The organism is Anaerocolumna xylanovorans DSM 12503, assembly GCF_900143645.1.
In the GTDB taxonomy this organism is placed as follows: Bacteria; Bacillota; Clostridia; order Lachnospirales; family Lachnospiraceae; genus Anaerocolumna; species Anaerocolumna xylanovorans.
In genome coordinates this window covers 121,466-139,836 of sequence record NZ_FRFD01000005.1, presented here as the reverse complement: position 1 = coordinate 139,836, position 18,371 = coordinate 121,466, and the positions used below count along the sequence as shown (strand labels likewise).

Sequence of the window (18,371 nt, the reverse complement as noted above, 5' to 3'; positions counted from 1 at the left end):
AAAATAAAAACAATGAAGGAGATTAAACACATGGAAAAATTATTAGAAATCTTAAAGGATATTAACCCAAACATTGATTACGAGACAGAAACACGCTTGATTGATGGCGGCCTATTGGATTCCTTTTCCATCCTTTCCCTTATCCCGGAGTTAGAAGATGCCTTTGAAATCGAAATCACCCCGGTGGAACTAATTCCTGTTAACTTCAATTCAGCAAAAGCAATATGGAGTATGATAAGCCGTTTACAAGAGGAATAACATTATGACTTATAATTCGATTTTATATATTTTCCTATTTTTACCGGTGGTTTTATTGTCCTACCAACTTGTACCAAAACACCACCGCCCGAAGGTACTGTTGCTTGCCAGCTATGTCTTCTTTTATTCGATAAGCGGAAAGCTTCTGGTGTATTTGCTGTTTTCTACACTTGCAATTCACTACATAGGCCTTTGGCTCTCCTATAGCAGAAAAGAATACTCTGACAGAAAAGAACATCCGGTAAATGAACAGACGGCAGACGATAAAAAAGCCTTAAAGGCGGCTTACACCAGGAAAAACCGCGGGATATTGTGGTTTGGAATCGGAATACAGCTTAGTATGTTATTGATATTAAAATACTCTGACTTTTTTGGCGGCAATATTAATCAATTATTAAAGCTGGTATCTTCTCCCGTACTTTTACCCGCCTTCAAGTTTGCCCTGCCTATAGGAATATCCTTTTATACCCTGCAGGCGATCTCCTATCTGGTTGATATTTACTACCAGAAAATAGAGGCAGATGACAATTTGGGAAAGCTGGCACTGTACATGGCATTTTTTCCCCTCCTGATGGAAGGCCCTATCTGCCGTTATTCACAGACAGCAGGAACTTTGTACGAGGGAAAACCTCTGGAATATAAAAATGTAACCTTTGGTATGCAAAGAGTACTCTGGGGATTATTTAAAAAACTTATTATAGCAGACCGGCTAAATATGCTTGTAGTAACGGTTTTCGACAAACCAGATCATTACAGCGGAATTACCATTATCGTGGCAGCCATCCTCTATACCTTCCAGCTATATGCTGATTTTTCAGGCTGTATTGATATCACAATCGGTACCGGTGAGATGTTTGGCGTAACCATTCCCGAAAACTTTAAGCAGCCCTTTTTCTCCAAATCCGCATCGGAATTCTGGAGACGCTGGCATATTACCCTTGGCGCCTGGTTAAAGGATTATATCTTCTATCCCATCTCCTTAACCAAATTCGTTAAGAACCTGGGTAAGAGTTCAAGAGCAAAATACGGCAAGCATATGGGACAGATTATCCCTTCTTCCATTGCCTTATTCGGCGTATGGATTTGCAACGGGCTATGGCACGGAACCGGCTGGAATTATATATTCTTTGGAATATACTACTTTGTTCTGATTTTACTTGGTAATATCTTTGAGCCGCTAATTCAGACGGTTGCAGAATCTTTAAAAATCAACCGTAACAGTGGTATTTATAGCGCTTTACAGACAGTTAAGACACTGCTTATTATCTTTACCGGTGAATTATTTTTCAGAGCCGACGATCTGGGCACCGGTATGCGGATGTTCGGTTCTATTTTTACGGGCTTTCACTTTAATACCCTCACAAATGGCTCCTTACTGAAGTTAGGGCTGTCCCTTGGGGACTTTATAGTAGTGTTGTTTAGCTTGATTATAGTATTGACAGTCGGTATCCTGCACGAACGCGAAATATCAATCCGCGAAAAAATTGCGGGTTGGAATATCGCCCTTCGCTGGGGTTTTCTGTACACGGTTATAGTTCTGGTAATTATTTTCGGAGCTTATGGCGGTGGATATATACCGGCAAAACTAATTTATGCAGGATTTTAAGAGGTAGACTTTATGCAATCAAAACATATTATAAAACCAATTTTATTCTTTTCCGGGCTTTTCATCTTATTGTATGGCTTATCCTATCTATTCCTCCCCTACAACAGCACGGGAGAAGGTCCTTATAAAAAGCTGAACGGCATATTAAGTGCCCCGAAAGACACCATTGATTATATAACACTCGGTGACAGCGAATGCAGTACCAGCATTTCTCCCATGGAGCTCTGGAATAAGCATGGCTATGCAGGGTATAATTGCGGTGTTCCAGGACAGCGCCTGCAGGATACCTACTATCTGCTGCAGCAAATACTTAATAACCAGTCCCCGAAAGTTGTGCTCTTAGAGACCAATGCCTTCTACCGGAGCTTTGATTATTCCAATGCCCTCCAGGATGCTGTTGACAAAGCTGCCCAAAATATATTTCCAGTATACAAATACCATAACAGCTGGAAGTATTTTAACTTAGGCACGCTGGAAAATATCCCAAAGAAACCGGGGCATAAAATACCCCGTGCATACAAAGGATACCAATACAATTCGGTTACCAAGCCCTACCTGGATGGACCCTATGTTCACAAGACCGACAAAATAGAGCCAATTGATGCGCAGCCATTATTTTACCTGAATAAGATTGTGGATTTATGTAAAGAAAGAAACATTCAATTGATTCTATACAGTGCTCCGACACCTTTATGCTGGACCTATGAAAAGCACAATGCGGCAGATTCTTTTGCCAGCAAGAATAATCTAACTTATATCGACTTAAATCTGCATGCTGAGAAATTAAAAATTGACTGGGCAAGAGATACCCGCGATAAGGGAAACCATATGAATTATTACGGTGCCAAGAAAGTAACGGATTATATAGGTGACTATTTGTCAGAACATACGGATTTAACCGACCGCCGCGGTCAAAAACAATATGCCTCCTGGAATACGGCATTGAAAAAATACTTAAAACTGACACAAGTGAGCTAAGGAAATATGTCCTATTTCTTTTCTTCCGGCATCACTATGGACAAAATAAAAGAAAAACAAGATATTGCGATAAAAGTAATAAACAGAATATGCAGGGAGCTGTTCAGAGATGACTTAATCTGTTCTGCCGAAAGAGCAGCATGGGATACCGACGCCTGATATAAGTTACTTGAATCAACACCCTCTATCCCATGATTCATAAAATATCTTGCCACATTCATGTTAAAGATACCGCCGAATATGCTAATGCCAATGGTCTGCCCCAATGTCCGAAGTAATGAATTGGTTGCAACTGCCACACCTCTCATGCTGTATTCAACGGAATCCTGTACGATAATGGTTAAAGCCGTGGTCACTCCGCCAAATCCTATCCCGACAATGAACCCATACAGCAGCACCAATAGAATGGGAGAATTCATTCCTAACGTAGCAAATAACAGGGTACTAATAAGGATAAGGATATTCGAAACCACCGTTACAGCTTTTCCGCCGTACCTAATAAACAATTTTCCCAGAACGAACGTAACGCCAAGCCAGGAAATTGACATCGGTAACATTGCCAGTCCTGATATTGTCGGCTGGTAACCTAAAATGTTTTGTAAGTATAAAGGCATATATACATCTATGCCCATTAAGGTGGCATAAATCAAAAATGACAGCAGATTTACAATTGTGCTTGTTTTTGTAAAAATGCCAGAAGGTATAATGGGCTCCTTTGCCTTCTTTTCGATTTTATAGAACAGGAACAGCAAAAGAGCAGTTACTGCTGCCCCACTTATGGTAAAGAAAGAAGAACGGTAGGAAGCAGTATTCTGACCGAATATAAAAATACTTAAGAGGCTGATCACCGCCAGGGACAATGTAATGATTCCGGCATAATCAATACTTTGCTTTTTCTTTATAGCCGTCTCTTCCAATGAGCTTTGTAAAAAGCCAACCGCTAAGAGTCCAAAAGGAATGTTAATAAAAAATATCCAATGCCAGGAAAGCATATCGATTAAGAATCCTCCTAAGAACGGCCCTACAAGAGTTGCAATTCCCCATACGGTGCTTAATCCGCCCTGAATCTTTGACCTTTCCTCCAGTGGAAATTCATCTCCAACTATGGTGTATGAAATGGTGAGGATTCCTCCTGCACCCAGTCCCTGAATTGCACGAAAGGCAATCAGCATAATCATGCTCTGTGATAAACCGCATAAAAAGCTTCCGGTCAAAAATAGCAGGATTGCAATGATAAGCATCTTTTTTCTTCCATACAAATCCGCAAATTTGCCATAGATAGGTGTAGATATTGCAGACGTCAATAAATATACCGAAAAAACCAGGCTGATAAGTTCAAAGCCATGTAAATCCTTTGTAATGGTAGGCGTTGCCATAGTGACAATTGTTCCTTCAACTGCCGCTAAAAACATAACTAACATAATTGATATGATCAGATTTCTTCTTTTTAAATTCATATTTCATTTCCTTACTCCAGCAGCGGTTCTGCCAAACCGTACTAATATTTTTATTCTCTGTTTAAGCCATTTAAAAGCAAAAAAAATCCAGATAAAATACCGGGCGCACCCGACATCTTATCTGGCATTGCAATTACGATTACAAGCCCTCCGATGACTTCTCTTAGGACAGCAGACTCCTTAAGTTCGGTTAATTATAACATTTTGCCGGAGAAAAAGTCAATTGGCTTTACTCTTCTTTAGGAATCAAAATTCTCCAATAAACTCTCTTTCTTTTCCGGCCTTGCATCTCCATGCTTTACAAATAACATTGTGCACAGCGACAAAAGCGAAAATGTCACCGCATAGGGAAACAGTGTATAGTATGAGACATGCTCCAGCAGCAACCCCGATAAAATAGGCGTAATAATCTGCGCCGACATGGAAAAGGTGTAATATAGTCCGGTATATTTTCCCACATCCGAGCCCTTACTCATCTCAACCACCATGGGATAAGAATTCACATTGATGGCAGCCCATCCAATGCCCGTAATTGCAAAAACAACATTAATCATACTGGAATATTCCCTAAAAAGCATACCTGCAAAATAAGAAGCAGATAGCAGCAGAATTCCGCCGATTATGGTTTTCTTACGTCCAAACTTCCCGGAGATTGCCCCTATAGGCATGTAACTAAAAATAGCAGCAATGGTGGCAATCAAAAGACAGTTGGCAAAACTGCCGCCCTTTAAATCCCACACCTTAACAGCATACCTGGAAAATGCAGTAGTTACAGCATTGTAAGCCATAAACCATAAAAATATGGATGCCAGAATAAATGCCAGGCTCTTTTGAACCTCCTTTGGCAATTTAGCCGAATCCGTTCCGCTTAGATTTTCTTTTTCTTCTTTCTCTGCCTTAATCCCGATTTTATTTTCCTGTACCGTGCTCACTAAAACCATAACGGAAGCCAGCATTAATACTGCAACTGAAAGGAATACCCAGACATAATTCGGCTTATCTACCTGCTGAATCAATATCTTAATCATAACAAGGGAAAATACGCCGCCGGCTGCCCCCATCAGATTAATTACCGCATTGGCTTTGCTTCTTAAAGGCTTTGGCGTTACATCGGGCATTAAAGCCACCGCCGGAGACCGGTAAGAACCCATTGCAATCAGCAGCAAGAATAAAACCACTACAAAGACTATCATATTTTCCTCTAAATCAGCTATGGGAAGTATCATCATCAATATAACCGCAGTTATTGTCCCAAATAAGATAAACGGCGTTCTCTTACCTAACTTTGTATTGACTCTGTCGGAATATGCTCCGAAGACCGGGAGCAGAAAAATTGCAAGTACATTGTCCATGGCCATTACTGTTCCGGTTACTGTTTCACCCAGCTTAAAAGTGTTCTGCAATATCAAAGGAATTATCGTATCGTATAGCTGCCAAAAGGCACAGATTGACATAAATGCCAAGCTGATCAAGAAAGTTCTCTTGTAGTTTAGCTTCATCGGGTTCTCCTTCTCCTCGTGTTTTAAAACAATACCATTATCTTATTAATAACATTAAACAGATGAATCTACAAGCTAAATTATTCGCTAACTCTCATTTTACTCATTATCTTTGTCTTCGTATACTTGACCCCACCTCCATCAATAGACCATAAGGTTCCATAATAGGTAACAATCAGCCCATGATACCAATTAGAGCTTATATATGCTACATTGTCCATAACCTTACTTGGCTTCAGACCGTTATTTTCATCAAGGCTGTAAAGCTCATGTTCGGAAGTAATAAGCATATTCCGGTAAGCATAGATAACATCATCCATAATTTTATATGGCGTATTATCATGATAGGTATCAATTGACCATAACTCTCCATTGTTTTTTATCGCCAGAATATTATAACCGTCATAGGTTACGCTGCTTATTTTATATAAATATTTCTTAGGAGTTAAAATATCTCCCTCTTCGGAAAAGGATCTTATGGGGCTGCTTCCCCAAAGGTACAACGTTCCGGTTTTGCTGATAGCAAGCGAAGTATTGTGTTCAGCTGCAATCTCCTTTATTTTACCCATTATTTTTATTGGTTTTAAAACATCTTTCTTACTATTGTTTCCGACCTGACCAGAAAAGTTATAACCCCAGGCCCACAGTTCCCCATTCTTTTTCAGCGCAAGGACGTGGTTGGAGCCCTGGGATATTTTACTGACACCCTTTAACACCATCTTAGGCCTTGATTCCGAATTATAAGAGCCATTTCCTAATTGTCCCCGGCTGTTGCTGCCCCAGAGCCACACTTCGCCATTCTTTTTCAGGGCTACCGTATAGTTATTACCGGCGGATGTAACCTGTTTTACCCCCGTCAATATTTTCTTTGGCTTTAACCGGTCTGCCACTGTTCCGTCTCCGATTGTTGCATAGACATTACTGCCCCAGCACCATACCTCACCATTGGTTGTAAGGGCTGCCATGTGGTAGCTGCCTTCCTGTACATTTAAAACATTATCAAGAACTTTCTTCGGTTTTGTCCGGTCCTTGGTTGTACCATCCCCTAAGATTCCTCTGCCATTATACCCCCAGCTCCACAGGCTGTTATCTGATTTGATTGCATAATAAGATCCGGCGTCCGTACTTAATATACTTTGATTCTGGTAAGCCCCCATGGCATAAGCTTGTGCGTTTCCGGTTACAGATGTCAATAATAAGATAAACGCCATAATTATGGCAATTCTTCTCTTAGCCATATCGGTTCTCCTCATTTGTAATTCTATTTATAGAAAATATTATAGTAACCAATGTAAAAAAACAAGCAGTTTCTATAATTTCCTTCGGATCTAAAATCAATCCTTAAAAGAGGAATTCGCAAAGGGAGAGCAACAAATGATTGAAAAACCAGCCTGCCGACTTGTAATGTCTGTGCCTGTGCTACATCAACTTTTACTCTTTTGCAATAATAATTTATTGACATTCGATAAATATTCAAATATAATCTACTTATTATTTCAGTGCAATTTAGTGAGGTGCTTTTATGAAACAGAAAACTTTCTTTTTAAAGATGTCTCTTTTTTTAATTGGAATTCCAGTTCTTGCTTTGTGCATACTTGTGCTGCCCTGGATAGGAAATGAAGCAGCCGAACATTATCCGAAACTGGTTTATCTGCCTGTCTTAATTGGCATATATCTAACTGCAATACCCTTTTACTTTGCTTTGTATCAGGCCTTTAAACTTTTAAGCTATATTGATAAGAACAACGCTTTTTCAGAATTATCGGTTAATTCTTTGAAGTATATAAAATACTGTGCAGCCCTGATAAGTATCATATATGCGGTAAGCTTGCCACTTTTTTATCTCATGGCGCAAAAAGACGATGCCCCGGGTATCGTAGTAATCGGATTAGTCTGTACTTTTGCTCCCCTTGTGATTGCAGTTTTTGCAGCAGTTCTCCAAAAGCTATTAGAAAATGCCATTGATATAAAAACAGAAAATGATTTAACAGTTTGAGGTGAACAATATGGCAATTATAATCAATGTCGATGTAATGTTAGCGAAAAGAAAAATGAGCGTAACAGAGCTTTCGGAAAAAGTCGGGATAACCATGGCCAATCTTTCCATCCTAAAGAACGGAAAAGCAAAAGCCATCCGGTTATCAACCTTAGAGGCAATATGTAAAGCGCTGGAATGCCAGCCAGGAGATATTCTGGAATATAGAGATGATATAAATTAAAAGATAGCAGGTGGATGGTTTATGTATGATATCGTTATTGCAGGGGCCGGTCCCGCAGGAGCAAACCTTGCGCGGTTGCTTGGAAATAGATATAAGGTCTTACTGATAGATAAGCGGGACTTGGAAAACGAAAATCCCAAAAACCAGTCAAATAAATGCTGCGGAGGATTACTGGCCCCCGATGCACAGAAAATGATTGCTAAGCTTGGGTTAGGGATACCAAAGGATATTCTGGTGGACCCGCAGCTTTTTGCTGTAAGGACCATTGATTTAACCAATCATCTGGAAAGGCTGTATCAGAGATTCTACTTTAATATTGACAGAGAAAAATTTGACAGATGGCTGGTTTCTCTTCTTCCAAGTGATGTTGATAAGAAATTTAATGCCGTCTTTAAAGCCTTTGCAAAAATACCCGGAGGGTATGAAATTCAATATACTTGCAATGGGCAGGAATTGTATGCCAAAACAAAAGTTTTGGTAGGGGCCGATGGAGCAGCCTCAAGAGTAAGAACTCTTATCGGTAAAAATATAGCTGTCCCTGAAAAATATATTGCAGTTCAGGAATGGTTTGAATGCCCCTATGAGATTCCCTATTACACAGCGATTTTTGACGAAGAAATCAGTGATTTCTATTCCTGGATGATACCAAAGGAGAACTGCTTATTATTGGGTGCAGCCCTTAGACCCAGGGAGAATACCAAAGAAAAATATGAGCTGCTAAAATCAAAGCTGACAAAATTAGGCTTTGATTTTAATCATAAAATAAAAACCGAAGGCGCATTTATCAACAGGACAAGAAAGTTATCGCAATTTTATACCGGGCAGGACGGTATAGCCCTGGTTGGTGAAGCCGCAGGTGCAATAAGCCCCAGCTCCGCAGAAGGAATCAGCTATGCTTTAAAGAGTTCCTTCTGTTTAGCACAGAGCCTTGAAACTGGAATCGACGGATTTTTGGACAGATATAAACAAAAGACAGCCGATATCCGGTTAAATCTGCTCCTTAAAAACTTAAAATCTCCGGCTATGTATAATCCTTTTCTTAGGCAGTTAGCCATGAAATCCGGACTGCAAAGCATTAAATAATTCAAATAAGCGAAACATTCTTTCTACCCTATATGGTATAAACATCTTAAATTTTTTGTTGCCATAGGATCCTTTAGCTTTTCAGCTATGAGGAAACAACTGATTGCTTCCTCATGCTCCCCCAAAAGCCTGAGGGCAATCCCTTTATTGTTCCAGGCCCCTGCATTTTGACTATTGATACCGATTGCTTTGTCATAACAACGGACTGCCTCCGTATAATCACCGGCTTTTCTGAATGCCAGCCCTTTATTTGCCCATGCATCATCATATTGCTCCTGAATCTCTATTGCTTTATCATACCACCGGATTGCATCCTCGTATTCTTCCAGGTCACTTAGTATATTTCCCTTTACATACATCATCCTGGCATTTTCCGGCTCCAGTCTAAGCGCGGCCTCAATATCTTCCAACGCCTCGTCGTATTCCCCCAGATCATCACAGTAACCTGCTTTGTTCAGCCAGGCGGAGGAATTTTCCGAATTCACTTCTATTGCTTTTGTCGCATAATATAAAGCTTCCGAAGTTCTGCCCAGCTGCCCCAGAGAAAAGGCCAGATTATTCCAGGCATAATCAAGTTCAGGAGACAGGGACAGCGCCTTCTTATAACAAAAAATGGCATCTTCATGCATCTCCAAATCACTTAGCACCAGTCCCTTATAATACCAGGCAATATCTTTCTCCGGCATAACCTTAAGTATACATTCAAAGCAGTCCAGCGCCTCCTGGCTTCTTTTTAATTCACATAATGCAGCCCCTTTGTAATAAAGTGCTTCCATGTCATCCGGATTTTCATTGAGTCTTTCCCGGGCTTCCTTTAAAATCTCATCCCATGGCCTGTCAAGCTCCATCCTCATCTTTCCCCCATTCCTTCTTTTTAATAAGACGGATTAACAACCTTGATGTTATTAATCCGAAGACCTACTGCCTCTTCGTTCAACCGTTCAAATGATTCTTTATAATTATCCAGCACATACGGCTTCGTATGGTATGGATACATAAGCTCGGTTGTGGTTCTGGTCAGAATATTTCCCCAATACTGCCTGTTCAGATACTCCATGGTAAAATATACCTCATCATTTATCCCATGATTTATAAGAACCATATCACTCAATTCTACAAGCGGGCAATAGGGATAGTTATTGTATAAATAGGTCAGAAAAGGAGTAATCTCCAAAAAGCAGTACGGCACTTTGAGCCTTAGCTGCTGTGACTGGTAAAATACTCTGAACATGATATCATCACTGGTTTCCATATAGCCGCACTTTGAAACAATCTCCGCTGCCGTATCCATCGGCGTCGGCCACCCAAGAGCCTGACACAGTTCCTGCGTGTATCTTACATAATCCTCTTCTAAACTGGCTATGGGTCTTATCCGTTTCATAGGCTCCCACGCACAATAAAACCGGTATCCGGGATCGAAATCGGTAATGGAAGGATACTCCTCTCTTAGCATAGATAAATAGGGAATACACGGAGGTGAAATAACGATATCGCAGACAGCCAGAAAGGTCAAAAGAAACTCTGTGCTGTTTTTGGCAGGAATATTCTGTGCTGCAAATGCCAGGGTAAAATAATAATCATAATCTTTTGCACTAAAAGACAATCCCCGCAAATACTCCAATGATATTTCCTCTCTCATAAGGAAAAACTCTGCGGCTTTACTGTAGCTCTCGAGAATCCCTTTTGCTGTGAACATATTCATGGCCTTTATTTCCATACTTTGGCTTTCCATATGAAGAATCCGGCTTTTATCTTCCGGAGAACAATCAATAGTCTTATACCTCCTATAGGGAAAGCCGCCGAAAATTCCTTTTAAATATGCTTGCAGCTGCTTGTCAATAGAAGCATATTTCCTGCTGATAAACAGCCCGCAAAAATCAGGTCTGATCTGATTCATGTACTCACAGCCTGCCAGGTATTCCTCCGGCGTATCATTGACATAAGAATTTATCAAATGAAGATCAATCCAGTCAAACAGCCATTTGTTAATCAGATTGTCGCTTCGTAACCTGGAATCGGTCTGTATAACATCTATGACCGGCCGGTCGGCTCCATCAATATTTTGATAATGATAGAGCATATGCTTTGCCATATTGATAACCAGAACTTCTTTATACCGTTCCAGCATTTGAAAGTAGAAACCAAAGGTAGAATACGCCCTTTGAAAATAATGAAAGTATTCATGGATAATTATTTTTAAATAATCATCCACTGCCCCTTTTTCCTTATACTGCTTTAAGGAATTAAAGTAGCTGTTTGAGTCAAAAGAAAATTTTATTTTGCAGGCAAAAATATCAAAATAATTGCTGCTATTCTGATGCTCCTTCTCATGAAAAAGCCTCACTGCCTCATACAGGTCCTTGTCCTTCATCGCCGGTTACCCATTGTCTTTATCGTGGGGGTACCTGCCGCCAGGTAATCCAATGGGAGTTATTCCGCTGATATTGCTGCCTCCGTTCTCGTTTACCGTTTTAAATTCCAGTTTGATTTTCTGAATGTAGCTGCTTTCATCTTTCGATGACAAATCGCTTTTCGCAGAAAAAACCGATAACAGCTTAATATCAAAGCCAACACCGGCTGTCTCATTTTGAACAAAGACACAGTTTGCTTCAAGGGTTAATTTGTCAGTAACAAACAGTCTCGGTAAACCGCTTTTCACTCTTTCTTCTTCACTTTTCATCAATTCCTGCTGAATGATATGTATTGCTTCCCCCAAGGAAATACTATTGTCTAACATTTTATCAAACATCCGACCGCTACCCCCTTTATTATGAATTCTATTGTAGCACAAAATACCATATTATGTAAATCAAATTATTGAATTGGCTCTGGTAAGTATTGTAAATATAATGTAAAATAGAATGGTATGATTTTACAATAAAAACCTATAATAGGAGGAGTTTTTATGAGGGGCACAAAAACAAAATTGATTGCCTGGCTTTTGGCAATACTTTTAGCAGTTCCCATGCTGACCGGCAGTACAGTAACTGCAAAGGAGGCACCAAAGGGCAAAGAGGTTATTACCTATTTCGCAAACTGGTATCTGGATGCCAAACCTGCCAGCAAAGCAGAGGTAGCAGGAATTCCATGGGATAAGGTAACCTATATCAACCATGCATTTTGGGCGGTTGCACCGGCGGACGGTTCTACCGAGACATCCTTTGAAAGACGGGATAACAAATTAGCCGCCAGAACAAAATTTAAAGTTATTTCCACCGATCCCAAAAGCGATTACGAGGACCAGACACCAAGTGCAATTAATCCTTCCATTCCCAGAAATCACTTTGCGGAATATGCGGAATATTCCAAGAAATATCCCTCTGTCAATATCATGATTTCTGTCGGCGGCTGGACCAAATGCGGATATTTTTCAGAGATGGCTTATACCGCAGAGGGACGCAAATCCTTTGTCAACAACTGTATCGCATTAATGGATCAGTATCCCTGGATTGATGGTATTGATATTGACTGGGAATATCCCGGAGGAAACGGCAGCGGTGAACGTTACGGCGGTGACGGTGACGAGGGATGTCCGATTTTTGGTACTGCAGATCAGGATAAAGCAAATTTTGCAGCTTTATTAAAAGACATGAGAGAGGGCTTTGACACCAGATATGGTGCCGGTGTTAAGAAATTAACCTCCTGTGCTTCCTCCTCTACCGGCTGGACACTGCCTTATCAGGACTGGGCTGCTGCCGCTCCCTATCTGGACATGATTAATATCATGACTTATGATATGGCCGGAAGCTGGGACGGAGTAACCGGACACGCTTCCAATATGCCGGATGTCCAAGGTGCCGTAGAATATTTTAAAGCTCTGGGAATCAGTGTTTCCAAATTAAACATCGGTACTCCGTTCTATGCAACGGGGTTTAAAATGAAAAAAATCAGCAAATCTAAAATTGTCGGAGCTCCCATCGAGGATACATACATCAATGGTGATGATTTCACACAGCCAATCTTAAACTCCTACGAAAGTCAGGCTGTAAGCGGCTTCACCACAAAACAGTCCGGTGTCAAAGTTGTTATGGGCTCTGCTTATGATAAAGGCGGAACCGGCTGGCATTACGCTTATGATTCCAAGATGGGCGGAACCTATTTATATAATGACGACCCCAAATCAAAGTACTATAAATATTATTTATCCTATGAAAGTCCGTTGTCCTTACAGGCCAAAATTAATTACATCCAAAGCGAAGGCCTTTGCGGAATTATCATCTGGGAATTCAGCCAGGATGATACCGATAATCCGATGATTACACAGCTTGCCTCCAACCTTCTGCTGCCGCCGGCTGTTGTGAAGATATACGATGCCAACGGAACTCCTGTAAAAAATGCATTTGCAGGCATGACCTTTGCGGACGGAACCGTCAGAAAGGTTTTTGCAAAAGAGGACGGAACAATGGCAGTCAGTGAAATCATCCGCTACCAGGGTGACTCCTACTACTGCGAAGATTCCGGCTCTGTGGCAGTTAATAAGATCATTACGTTTAATGGCGGCAGTTATTATGCATCCGAAACCGGTAAACTTGCTGTGAATAAAGTAATCACTCTCGGTCCTGATAAATATTACACGGACTTAAACGGTGAAATTGTAAAAGGCGAATGGGTCAGCGTTGGCAATAAGAAATATTATTGTTCCAATCCTACCGGACAGATTACTTCGGAAAAGGAAATAAAATAAAAACATCTTTAGGATACTAAGAGGGTGCTTCTCCCTATAGAATTCAAAAATTTATAATTTGGAAGACACCCTCATTTTTTTAATTCCTTTATTTTATGATATTTTTATTCATCTAAATACTTTTTCAATTCTAATACCAATAAATGTACTGTCGTCCCCGGATCATATTTCGATGGTTTAACATTTTTACAGAGATAATCATCCATTCTTCTTTTCGCATTTTTAATTGCTGTATTTACTCCATCATTCAAGTCTACTATATTGTAAATATCATCGTAATTTTTATAATACTTCCCTTCGCCCAAATCACATTCCTCAAAAATTTCAGATAGTTTATTATTCCAAATATCTCTGTGCAATGCTGAATCACTATAATTGAAATGCAGGTAAAGCCAATACTCAAAGGATTGGTTACTCCAGGCAACCTTGTATCCTTTGTTTTCAGCAGTCTTTATTGCGTCATCAAAATCATTAAAGTCATCTTTGTCAAATACCAACCAAATGTTTTGATAAATGATCTTTGCTTTACTGATCAGTTCATCCGTTTTCTCAATTAATTTACAGGTTGAACAGCCTTCTCCATTAATATTAATTGTTGGCAATTCATATACATCTACATTACCGCCCATTTTTCTTTCAATAATGTTAACCATACCTTTAAAATATAAAGGCTCTGTTCTTTCTCCCTCTGTTACTATTAAGTATGAATTTGCATGTGGTTGCTTGTACTCGTATTTTCTTTTCTTTCGTTCTTCCCGATGCTTTTTAAAAAAGTCATCACTCCCCATTTATTCACCTGCTTTCAAGTTAAACTCTTTTAAAAGAGGAATGCCGCCATAGACACCGGATAGATAGTCTTTTTCAAATGATGCATCAGGGCGGACTTTAAAATCAGACAAAGCACTTAGTTCAGAATGCCCCATGTCATCTTTTTGTACAAACCAAATCTGATCTCTCCTGAAGAACCTCCTGTCAAGTAAGGTAGTATCATGAGTTGTATAGATCAATTGCGCTTTCGATGTCTTTTCATAAAACAAATCAATAATAAATTTAAGCAGTAACGGATGTAATTTTACATTTAATTCATCAATAAGCATAGATTTATTAAGCGAAACTGCTGTTCTTGCACACAAGAAAATGGTAATGCTTTTTATTGTACCTTCAGATTCATTAAACAGAGATAAATCATAACAATTTCCATTTTTATCTTTATGAACGGTAAAGAATTGTTCTTCATCTTTTTCTTTTTTATGCCAAATATCTTTGATTCCTATATCTATAGCATCTAAAAAGTTCAATAAGCTCTCTTTACTATCATCAATAACGCGTGGAAGTAGCTTCTCTATCAATCCCAAGTCCTCATAAAAATCTGTATCCATAACCAATGTGTCCATAATACCACCATAAACACTTTTAAAAATATCTGTCTTAAGTTTCAATTTATTAAAAAAAGATAACACTAATGTTTCTGGCGGAATCTGTTCCTTATACATATCGCATTCTTTTCTAACGACAGCTCCAAAATCAATACTTCCATTACCATACCGTTCAAAAACAGTAGTTTTTCTATTCGTTTCTATATTTTTTCTATACATCCATTCAGCTACAATATTCTTGTCATTATATTCAAATCCATACTTATATTCGTATCCATCTAGAATCTCTACAACTTCAAATTCGGTATTTTCATTATCTTCATCAAACTTAAACGGCATATAACAAACTTCTATAGTTTTCAAATCATCACCTGAAACATTATTAAACGATTCCGTAAGCATTTTTTGAAAATAGTAAAAAGCTAAAAATAAATTTGATTTTCCACTTGCGTTTGCTCCATAAATTGCAGCAACTTTTAAGTATTTCTCTTTCATATCTAAATCAATTAAATTGTATTCATGTTCTTTATATGCATTAATTGCGGTCATATCTAACACAGCTTCATCCTTAAACGACAAAAAATTTTTCAACGAGAATTGTACCAACATATTACCACCTCCTTTATTTATATTATATACGCTATTTCGGATTCTATGTCAATATTTTTGAGTATTTTTCGTATTTTTCTCGATATAACATTTAGTTTTTGATATGTTGTAATCAAAATAGGTTCTTAATACTTAATTGGTGTATACAAAGTATTTTCAATTATACATTCTACCATTGGGGAGTTTCCTCATGAATGAATAAGATATCACAGCCAACTTCACAGAATAATGCAAAATTATATAATAATAGACATTGTTTTTACAGCCTGCCGCATGTATGATTGGCCTTAGGAATGAGCATAAGGAGTACGCATAAATGCATTTAAGAACAGTACATAAAATCTCCATAATAAAACCCGGCTCCCGGGGGGACTTATTTTTAGAGAAACAATTAGGCAGCAGCCTGTTTACCTACCGGCAGATTTTTGCCATGTTAGTTCCGTTGATTCTTGACCAGCTTTTTATTAATCTGATCAATCTTTTAACCACTGCCATGATCAGTTCCTCCAGTCAGGAATCTATCTCTGCTGTCAGTATCGTCTCTCCGTTTTATATGGTGGTTTACTCTGTCTTTAATGCAATATCGGTGGGCGGTACGGTAATTGTGGCCCAGTACAAGGGCCGGGGTGATGACAAAAAAATACGCATTGCAGCGGGTCAGATTATCATGTCTTCTGTTGTCCTGGCCATAATTTCCTGTATTCTTTTAGCTACCTGTGCCAGCCAGCTGATTCATGGCATGTTCGGTGCTGCAAGTCCTGTGGTCCAGAAAAAAGCCAGTAACTACCTGATCGGGGTGGCCATATCGCAAATCTTTCTTTCCCTGTATCTTGGAGCTTCCGCCATATTCCGCGGACTGGGAGAGGCAAAAACATGCCTGCGGCTGACCATCATTATTAATTTAATTCATCTGCTGGCAAGCGTTCTGTTTTTAAATGTCATGCACCTTGATATTCTCGGAACAGCCCTTTCCCTAAATATCGCACGTTTTATTGGTGCTGCCGTAGCAATATGGCTGCTGCTTGGCCCTAAGAGCACTTTAGGAATTCATGCACGCCATATTTTTACCTTTCATTTTTCTATTTTAAAATCAATCTTTCACTTAAGCATACCCTATGCCCTGGAACAGGTTTTCTTTTACGGGGGCAGTATGCTGGTGCAGACCTATATAGTACAACTTGGCACGGACAGCGTATCAGCCAATGCCGTGGCCGGCTCTGCCTTTTCGATTTTTTATGCAGCCGGGATTGCGGTCGGCGTCCTCGCCACGACCGTGGTAGGCCAATGCGCCGGTGCGGGAGAAAAAACGCTGGCAAAGCGCTATGGTACCAAAATGGTTCATCTTGGTACCATCACTATCATCCTTTCAATTATCCTGCTGCTACCGCTGATGCCGCTGATTTTGTATCTTTATCAGGCACCGCCAAACACATTGGATATTATTTATACCCTGCTGTGGATAACTATTATTCCCATGCCGTTTTTCTGGTCGGCTTCCAATGTCATGCCCAGCGTACTCCGCTCCACCGGTGATTCTGCTTTTACTTCCACGATTTCCCTGATTACCATGTGGATTATCCGGGTGGGTCTCGGTTATTTCCTTACGATTTCTTTGGGTCTTGGGGTTTATGGGGTATGGGTCAGCATGGGTGCCGAGTGGGTAGTGCGTTCCCTGATTTTCTACCTGCGTTACCGGTCCGGCATATGGCTGACTAAGAGAACCATCGATTGATGGATATTATAACTTCATCAGCATTTCATACTGGCCGACATGTGATTCGAATCCCAATTGGGTCAGGAAATTTTCAATCGGATTCTGTGGGGTTTCGATATTAATAACTGCGATTCTCTCGGATTCTGCAGTTTTTACCAATTCTGCCATAATACTGCTTGCTATGCCCTTGCCCCGGCAGCTTTTGCTTACTGCAATTTGAGGAATATCTCCCGTCTTTTTGTCTATAATGCCATAGCCTGCAATGGCATCATCAAGTCTTACAACGAAACAGGTAAAAGCCTCCAAAAGGGCTTCAACGGAAGCAGCAGAATTCTGCCAGGAAGGTTGGCAGTCCCAAAAATCTTCAACTTGTTGAAAGTCAATTCTGTTAACCTTCTCTGCCTCCCAGGTTCCTCCCTGAATGAATTTATTTTTATTTAACTGAAAGCATGAGAATTCCCTTTGAATCTGAAAGCCTTGCTTTTGGTAAAGTTCCAATGCCGGCTGGTTGGTTTTTATCACCTCAAGCAAATATTGTTCTACCTGCTTTTCCTTAAGCAGATTTTTAATATGTGCTAATATATTGCTTGTAATGCCTTGCCTTCTGCATTCCGGTATAATCCCCGTTGCAATATCATACGCCGTTGTTTTTCCATTCCAACTCCGCAATCCGGTTAAAGCAAACCCTACTAATTTTTGATTTTTGAAAGCTCCTGCCGATATCTCCGGATTATAACCTCTTCTTTGAATCATCTGCTGAAACTTCCAATATGGCAAATCTATCTTAACCTGATAATCAGAAAATGCCTCCACAAATGTTTGATGAAGTGTTTCATTGCTTATTTTGTCTAATGTTTCATATAAAATCATTTTACCTCCTTTTTTGAG

General features: G+C 39.7%; 17 protein-coding genes. 8 read left to right on the top strand and 9 right to left on the bottom strand.

Features of this window, described 5'->3' with window-relative positions:
* Positions 1 to 30: 30 nt before the first annotated feature.
* The 3 genes from BUF11_RS09005 to BUF11_RS08995 are packed head-to-tail and all read left to right on the top strand — an operon-like array spanning position 31 to position 2,842.
* A complete protein-coding gene (locus BUF11_RS09005; protein WP_073588524.1) occupies positions 31 to 258 on the top strand; it encodes a phosphopantetheine-binding protein in 228 nt (75 codons plus the stop codon).
* Positions 259 to 262: 4 nt separating this feature from the next.
* Positions 263 to 1,864 carry an MBOAT family O-acyltransferase gene (locus BUF11_RS09000; protein WP_073588523.1) on the top strand — a complete coding sequence of 534 codons (1,602 nt, stop codon included), beginning with the start codon at positions 263 to 265 and terminating at the stop codon, positions 1,862 to 1,864.
* Positions 1,865 to 1,876: 12 nt separating this feature from the next.
* Positions 1,877 to 2,842 (top strand): hypothetical protein, encoded by a 966-nt coding sequence (locus tag BUF11_RS08995; protein WP_073588522.1) that lies wholly within the window; start codon positions 1,877 to 1,879, stop codon positions 2,840 to 2,842.
* Between the two features lie 11 nt (positions 2,843 to 2,853).
* Here the strand turns inward: BUF11_RS08995 and BUF11_RS08990 are convergent, their stop codons facing one another.
* From BUF11_RS08990 to BUF11_RS08980, 3 genes are all read right to left on the bottom strand, one after another.
* The gene (locus BUF11_RS08990) at positions 2,854 to 4,299 is read right to left on the bottom strand and encodes an MDR family MFS transporter (protein ID WP_073588521.1); all 1,446 of its coding nucleotides are present in this window, start codon (positions 4,297 to 4,299) and stop codon (positions 2,854 to 2,856) included.
* Positions 4,300 to 4,538: 239 nt separating this feature from the next.
* Complete coding sequence (locus tag BUF11_RS08985; protein ID WP_073588520.1) at positions 4,539 to 5,798, bottom strand: MFS transporter; 1,260 nt, start codon at positions 5,796 to 5,798, stop codon at positions 4,539 to 4,541.
* 80 nt (positions 5,799 to 5,878) lie between these two features.
* A complete protein-coding gene (locus BUF11_RS08980) occupies positions 5,879 to 7,036 on the bottom strand; it encodes an RCC1 domain-containing protein (RefSeq protein WP_073588519.1) in 1,158 nt (385 codons plus the stop codon).
* A gap of 284 nt (positions 7,037 to 7,320) precedes the next feature.
* Between BUF11_RS08980 and BUF11_RS08975 the strand changes: the two genes are divergently transcribed.
* Genes BUF11_RS08975 through BUF11_RS08965 form a run of 3 tightly spaced genes read left to right on the top strand, consistent with a single transcriptional unit; the run spans position 7,321 to position 9,100 of the window.
* The gene (locus BUF11_RS08975) at positions 7,321 to 7,794 is read left to right on the top strand and encodes a DUF2975 domain-containing protein (RefSeq protein WP_073588518.1); all 474 of its coding nucleotides are present in this window, start codon (positions 7,321 to 7,323) and stop codon (positions 7,792 to 7,794) included.
* A 10-nt stretch (positions 7,795 to 7,804) separates the two neighbouring features.
* Entirely contained in the window at positions 7,805 to 8,017 is a 213-nt protein-coding gene (locus tag BUF11_RS08970) for a helix-turn-helix domain-containing protein (RefSeq protein ID WP_073588517.1), read from the top strand.
* A gap of 21 nt (positions 8,018 to 8,038) precedes the next feature.
* The gene (locus tag BUF11_RS08965; RefSeq protein WP_073588516.1) at positions 8,039 to 9,100 is read left to right on the top strand and encodes an FAD-binding protein; all 1,062 of its coding nucleotides are present in this window, start codon (positions 8,039 to 8,041) and stop codon (positions 9,098 to 9,100) included.
* 23 nt (positions 9,101 to 9,123) lie between these two features.
* Here the strand turns inward: BUF11_RS08965 and BUF11_RS08960 are convergent, their stop codons facing one another.
* Genes BUF11_RS08960 through BUF11_RS08950 form a run of 3 tightly spaced genes read right to left on the bottom strand, consistent with a single transcriptional unit; the run spans position 9,124 to position 11,849 of the window.
* On the bottom strand, positions 9,124 to 9,954 hold the full coding sequence (locus tag BUF11_RS08960; protein ID WP_073588515.1) for a tetratricopeptide repeat protein: 831 nt from the start codon (positions 9,952 to 9,954) through the stop codon (positions 9,124 to 9,126).
* A gap of 20 nt (positions 9,955 to 9,974) precedes the next feature.
* Positions 9,975 to 11,471, bottom strand: a complete 1,497-nt coding sequence (locus tag BUF11_RS08955) for a hypothetical protein (protein ID WP_073588514.1) — start codon at positions 11,469 to 11,471, stop codon at positions 9,975 to 9,977.
* Between the two features lie 6 nt (positions 11,472 to 11,477).
* Complete coding sequence (locus BUF11_RS08950) at positions 11,478 to 11,849, bottom strand: trypco2 family protein (protein ID WP_073588513.1); 372 nt, start codon at positions 11,847 to 11,849, stop codon at positions 11,478 to 11,480.
* Positions 11,850 to 12,005: 156 nt separating this feature from the next.
* Between BUF11_RS08950 and BUF11_RS08945 the strand changes: the two genes are divergently transcribed.
* Positions 12,006 to 13,784, top strand: coding sequence for a glycoside hydrolase family 18 protein (locus BUF11_RS08945; RefSeq protein ID WP_073588512.1), 1,779 nt, complete (start codon positions 12,006 to 12,008; stop codon positions 13,782 to 13,784).
* A 104-nt stretch (positions 13,785 to 13,888) separates the two neighbouring features.
* On the opposite strand, the gene BUF11_RS08940 is transcribed toward BUF11_RS08945, so the two are convergent.
* Both BUF11_RS08940 and BUF11_RS08935 read right to left on the bottom strand, forming a co-directional pair.
* Positions 13,889 to 14,572 carry an RloB family protein gene (locus BUF11_RS08940; protein WP_073588511.1) on the bottom strand — a complete coding sequence of 228 codons (684 nt, stop codon included), beginning with the start codon at positions 14,570 to 14,572 and terminating at the stop codon, positions 13,889 to 13,891.
* Positions 14,573 to 15,769: an AAA family ATPase gene (locus tag BUF11_RS08935; protein WP_073588510.1), complete on the bottom strand. Its 1,197-nt coding sequence runs from the start codon at positions 15,767 to 15,769 to the stop codon at positions 14,573 to 14,575.
* 316 nt (positions 15,770 to 16,085) lie between these two features.
* On the opposite strand from BUF11_RS08935, the gene BUF11_RS08930 reads away from it, so the two are divergent.
* Positions 16,086 to 17,501, top strand: a complete 1,416-nt coding sequence (locus tag BUF11_RS08930; RefSeq protein ID WP_073588509.1) for an MATE family efflux transporter — start codon at positions 16,086 to 16,088, stop codon at positions 17,499 to 17,501.
* Positions 17,502 to 17,507: 6 nt separating this feature from the next.
* Here BUF11_RS08930 and BUF11_RS08925 read toward each other — a convergent pair whose 3' ends face one another.
* Positions 17,508 to 18,353, bottom strand: coding sequence for a GNAT family N-acetyltransferase (locus BUF11_RS08925; protein ID WP_073588508.1), 846 nt, complete (start codon positions 18,351 to 18,353; stop codon positions 17,508 to 17,510).
* Positions 18,354 to 18,371: the final 18 nt, after the last annotated feature.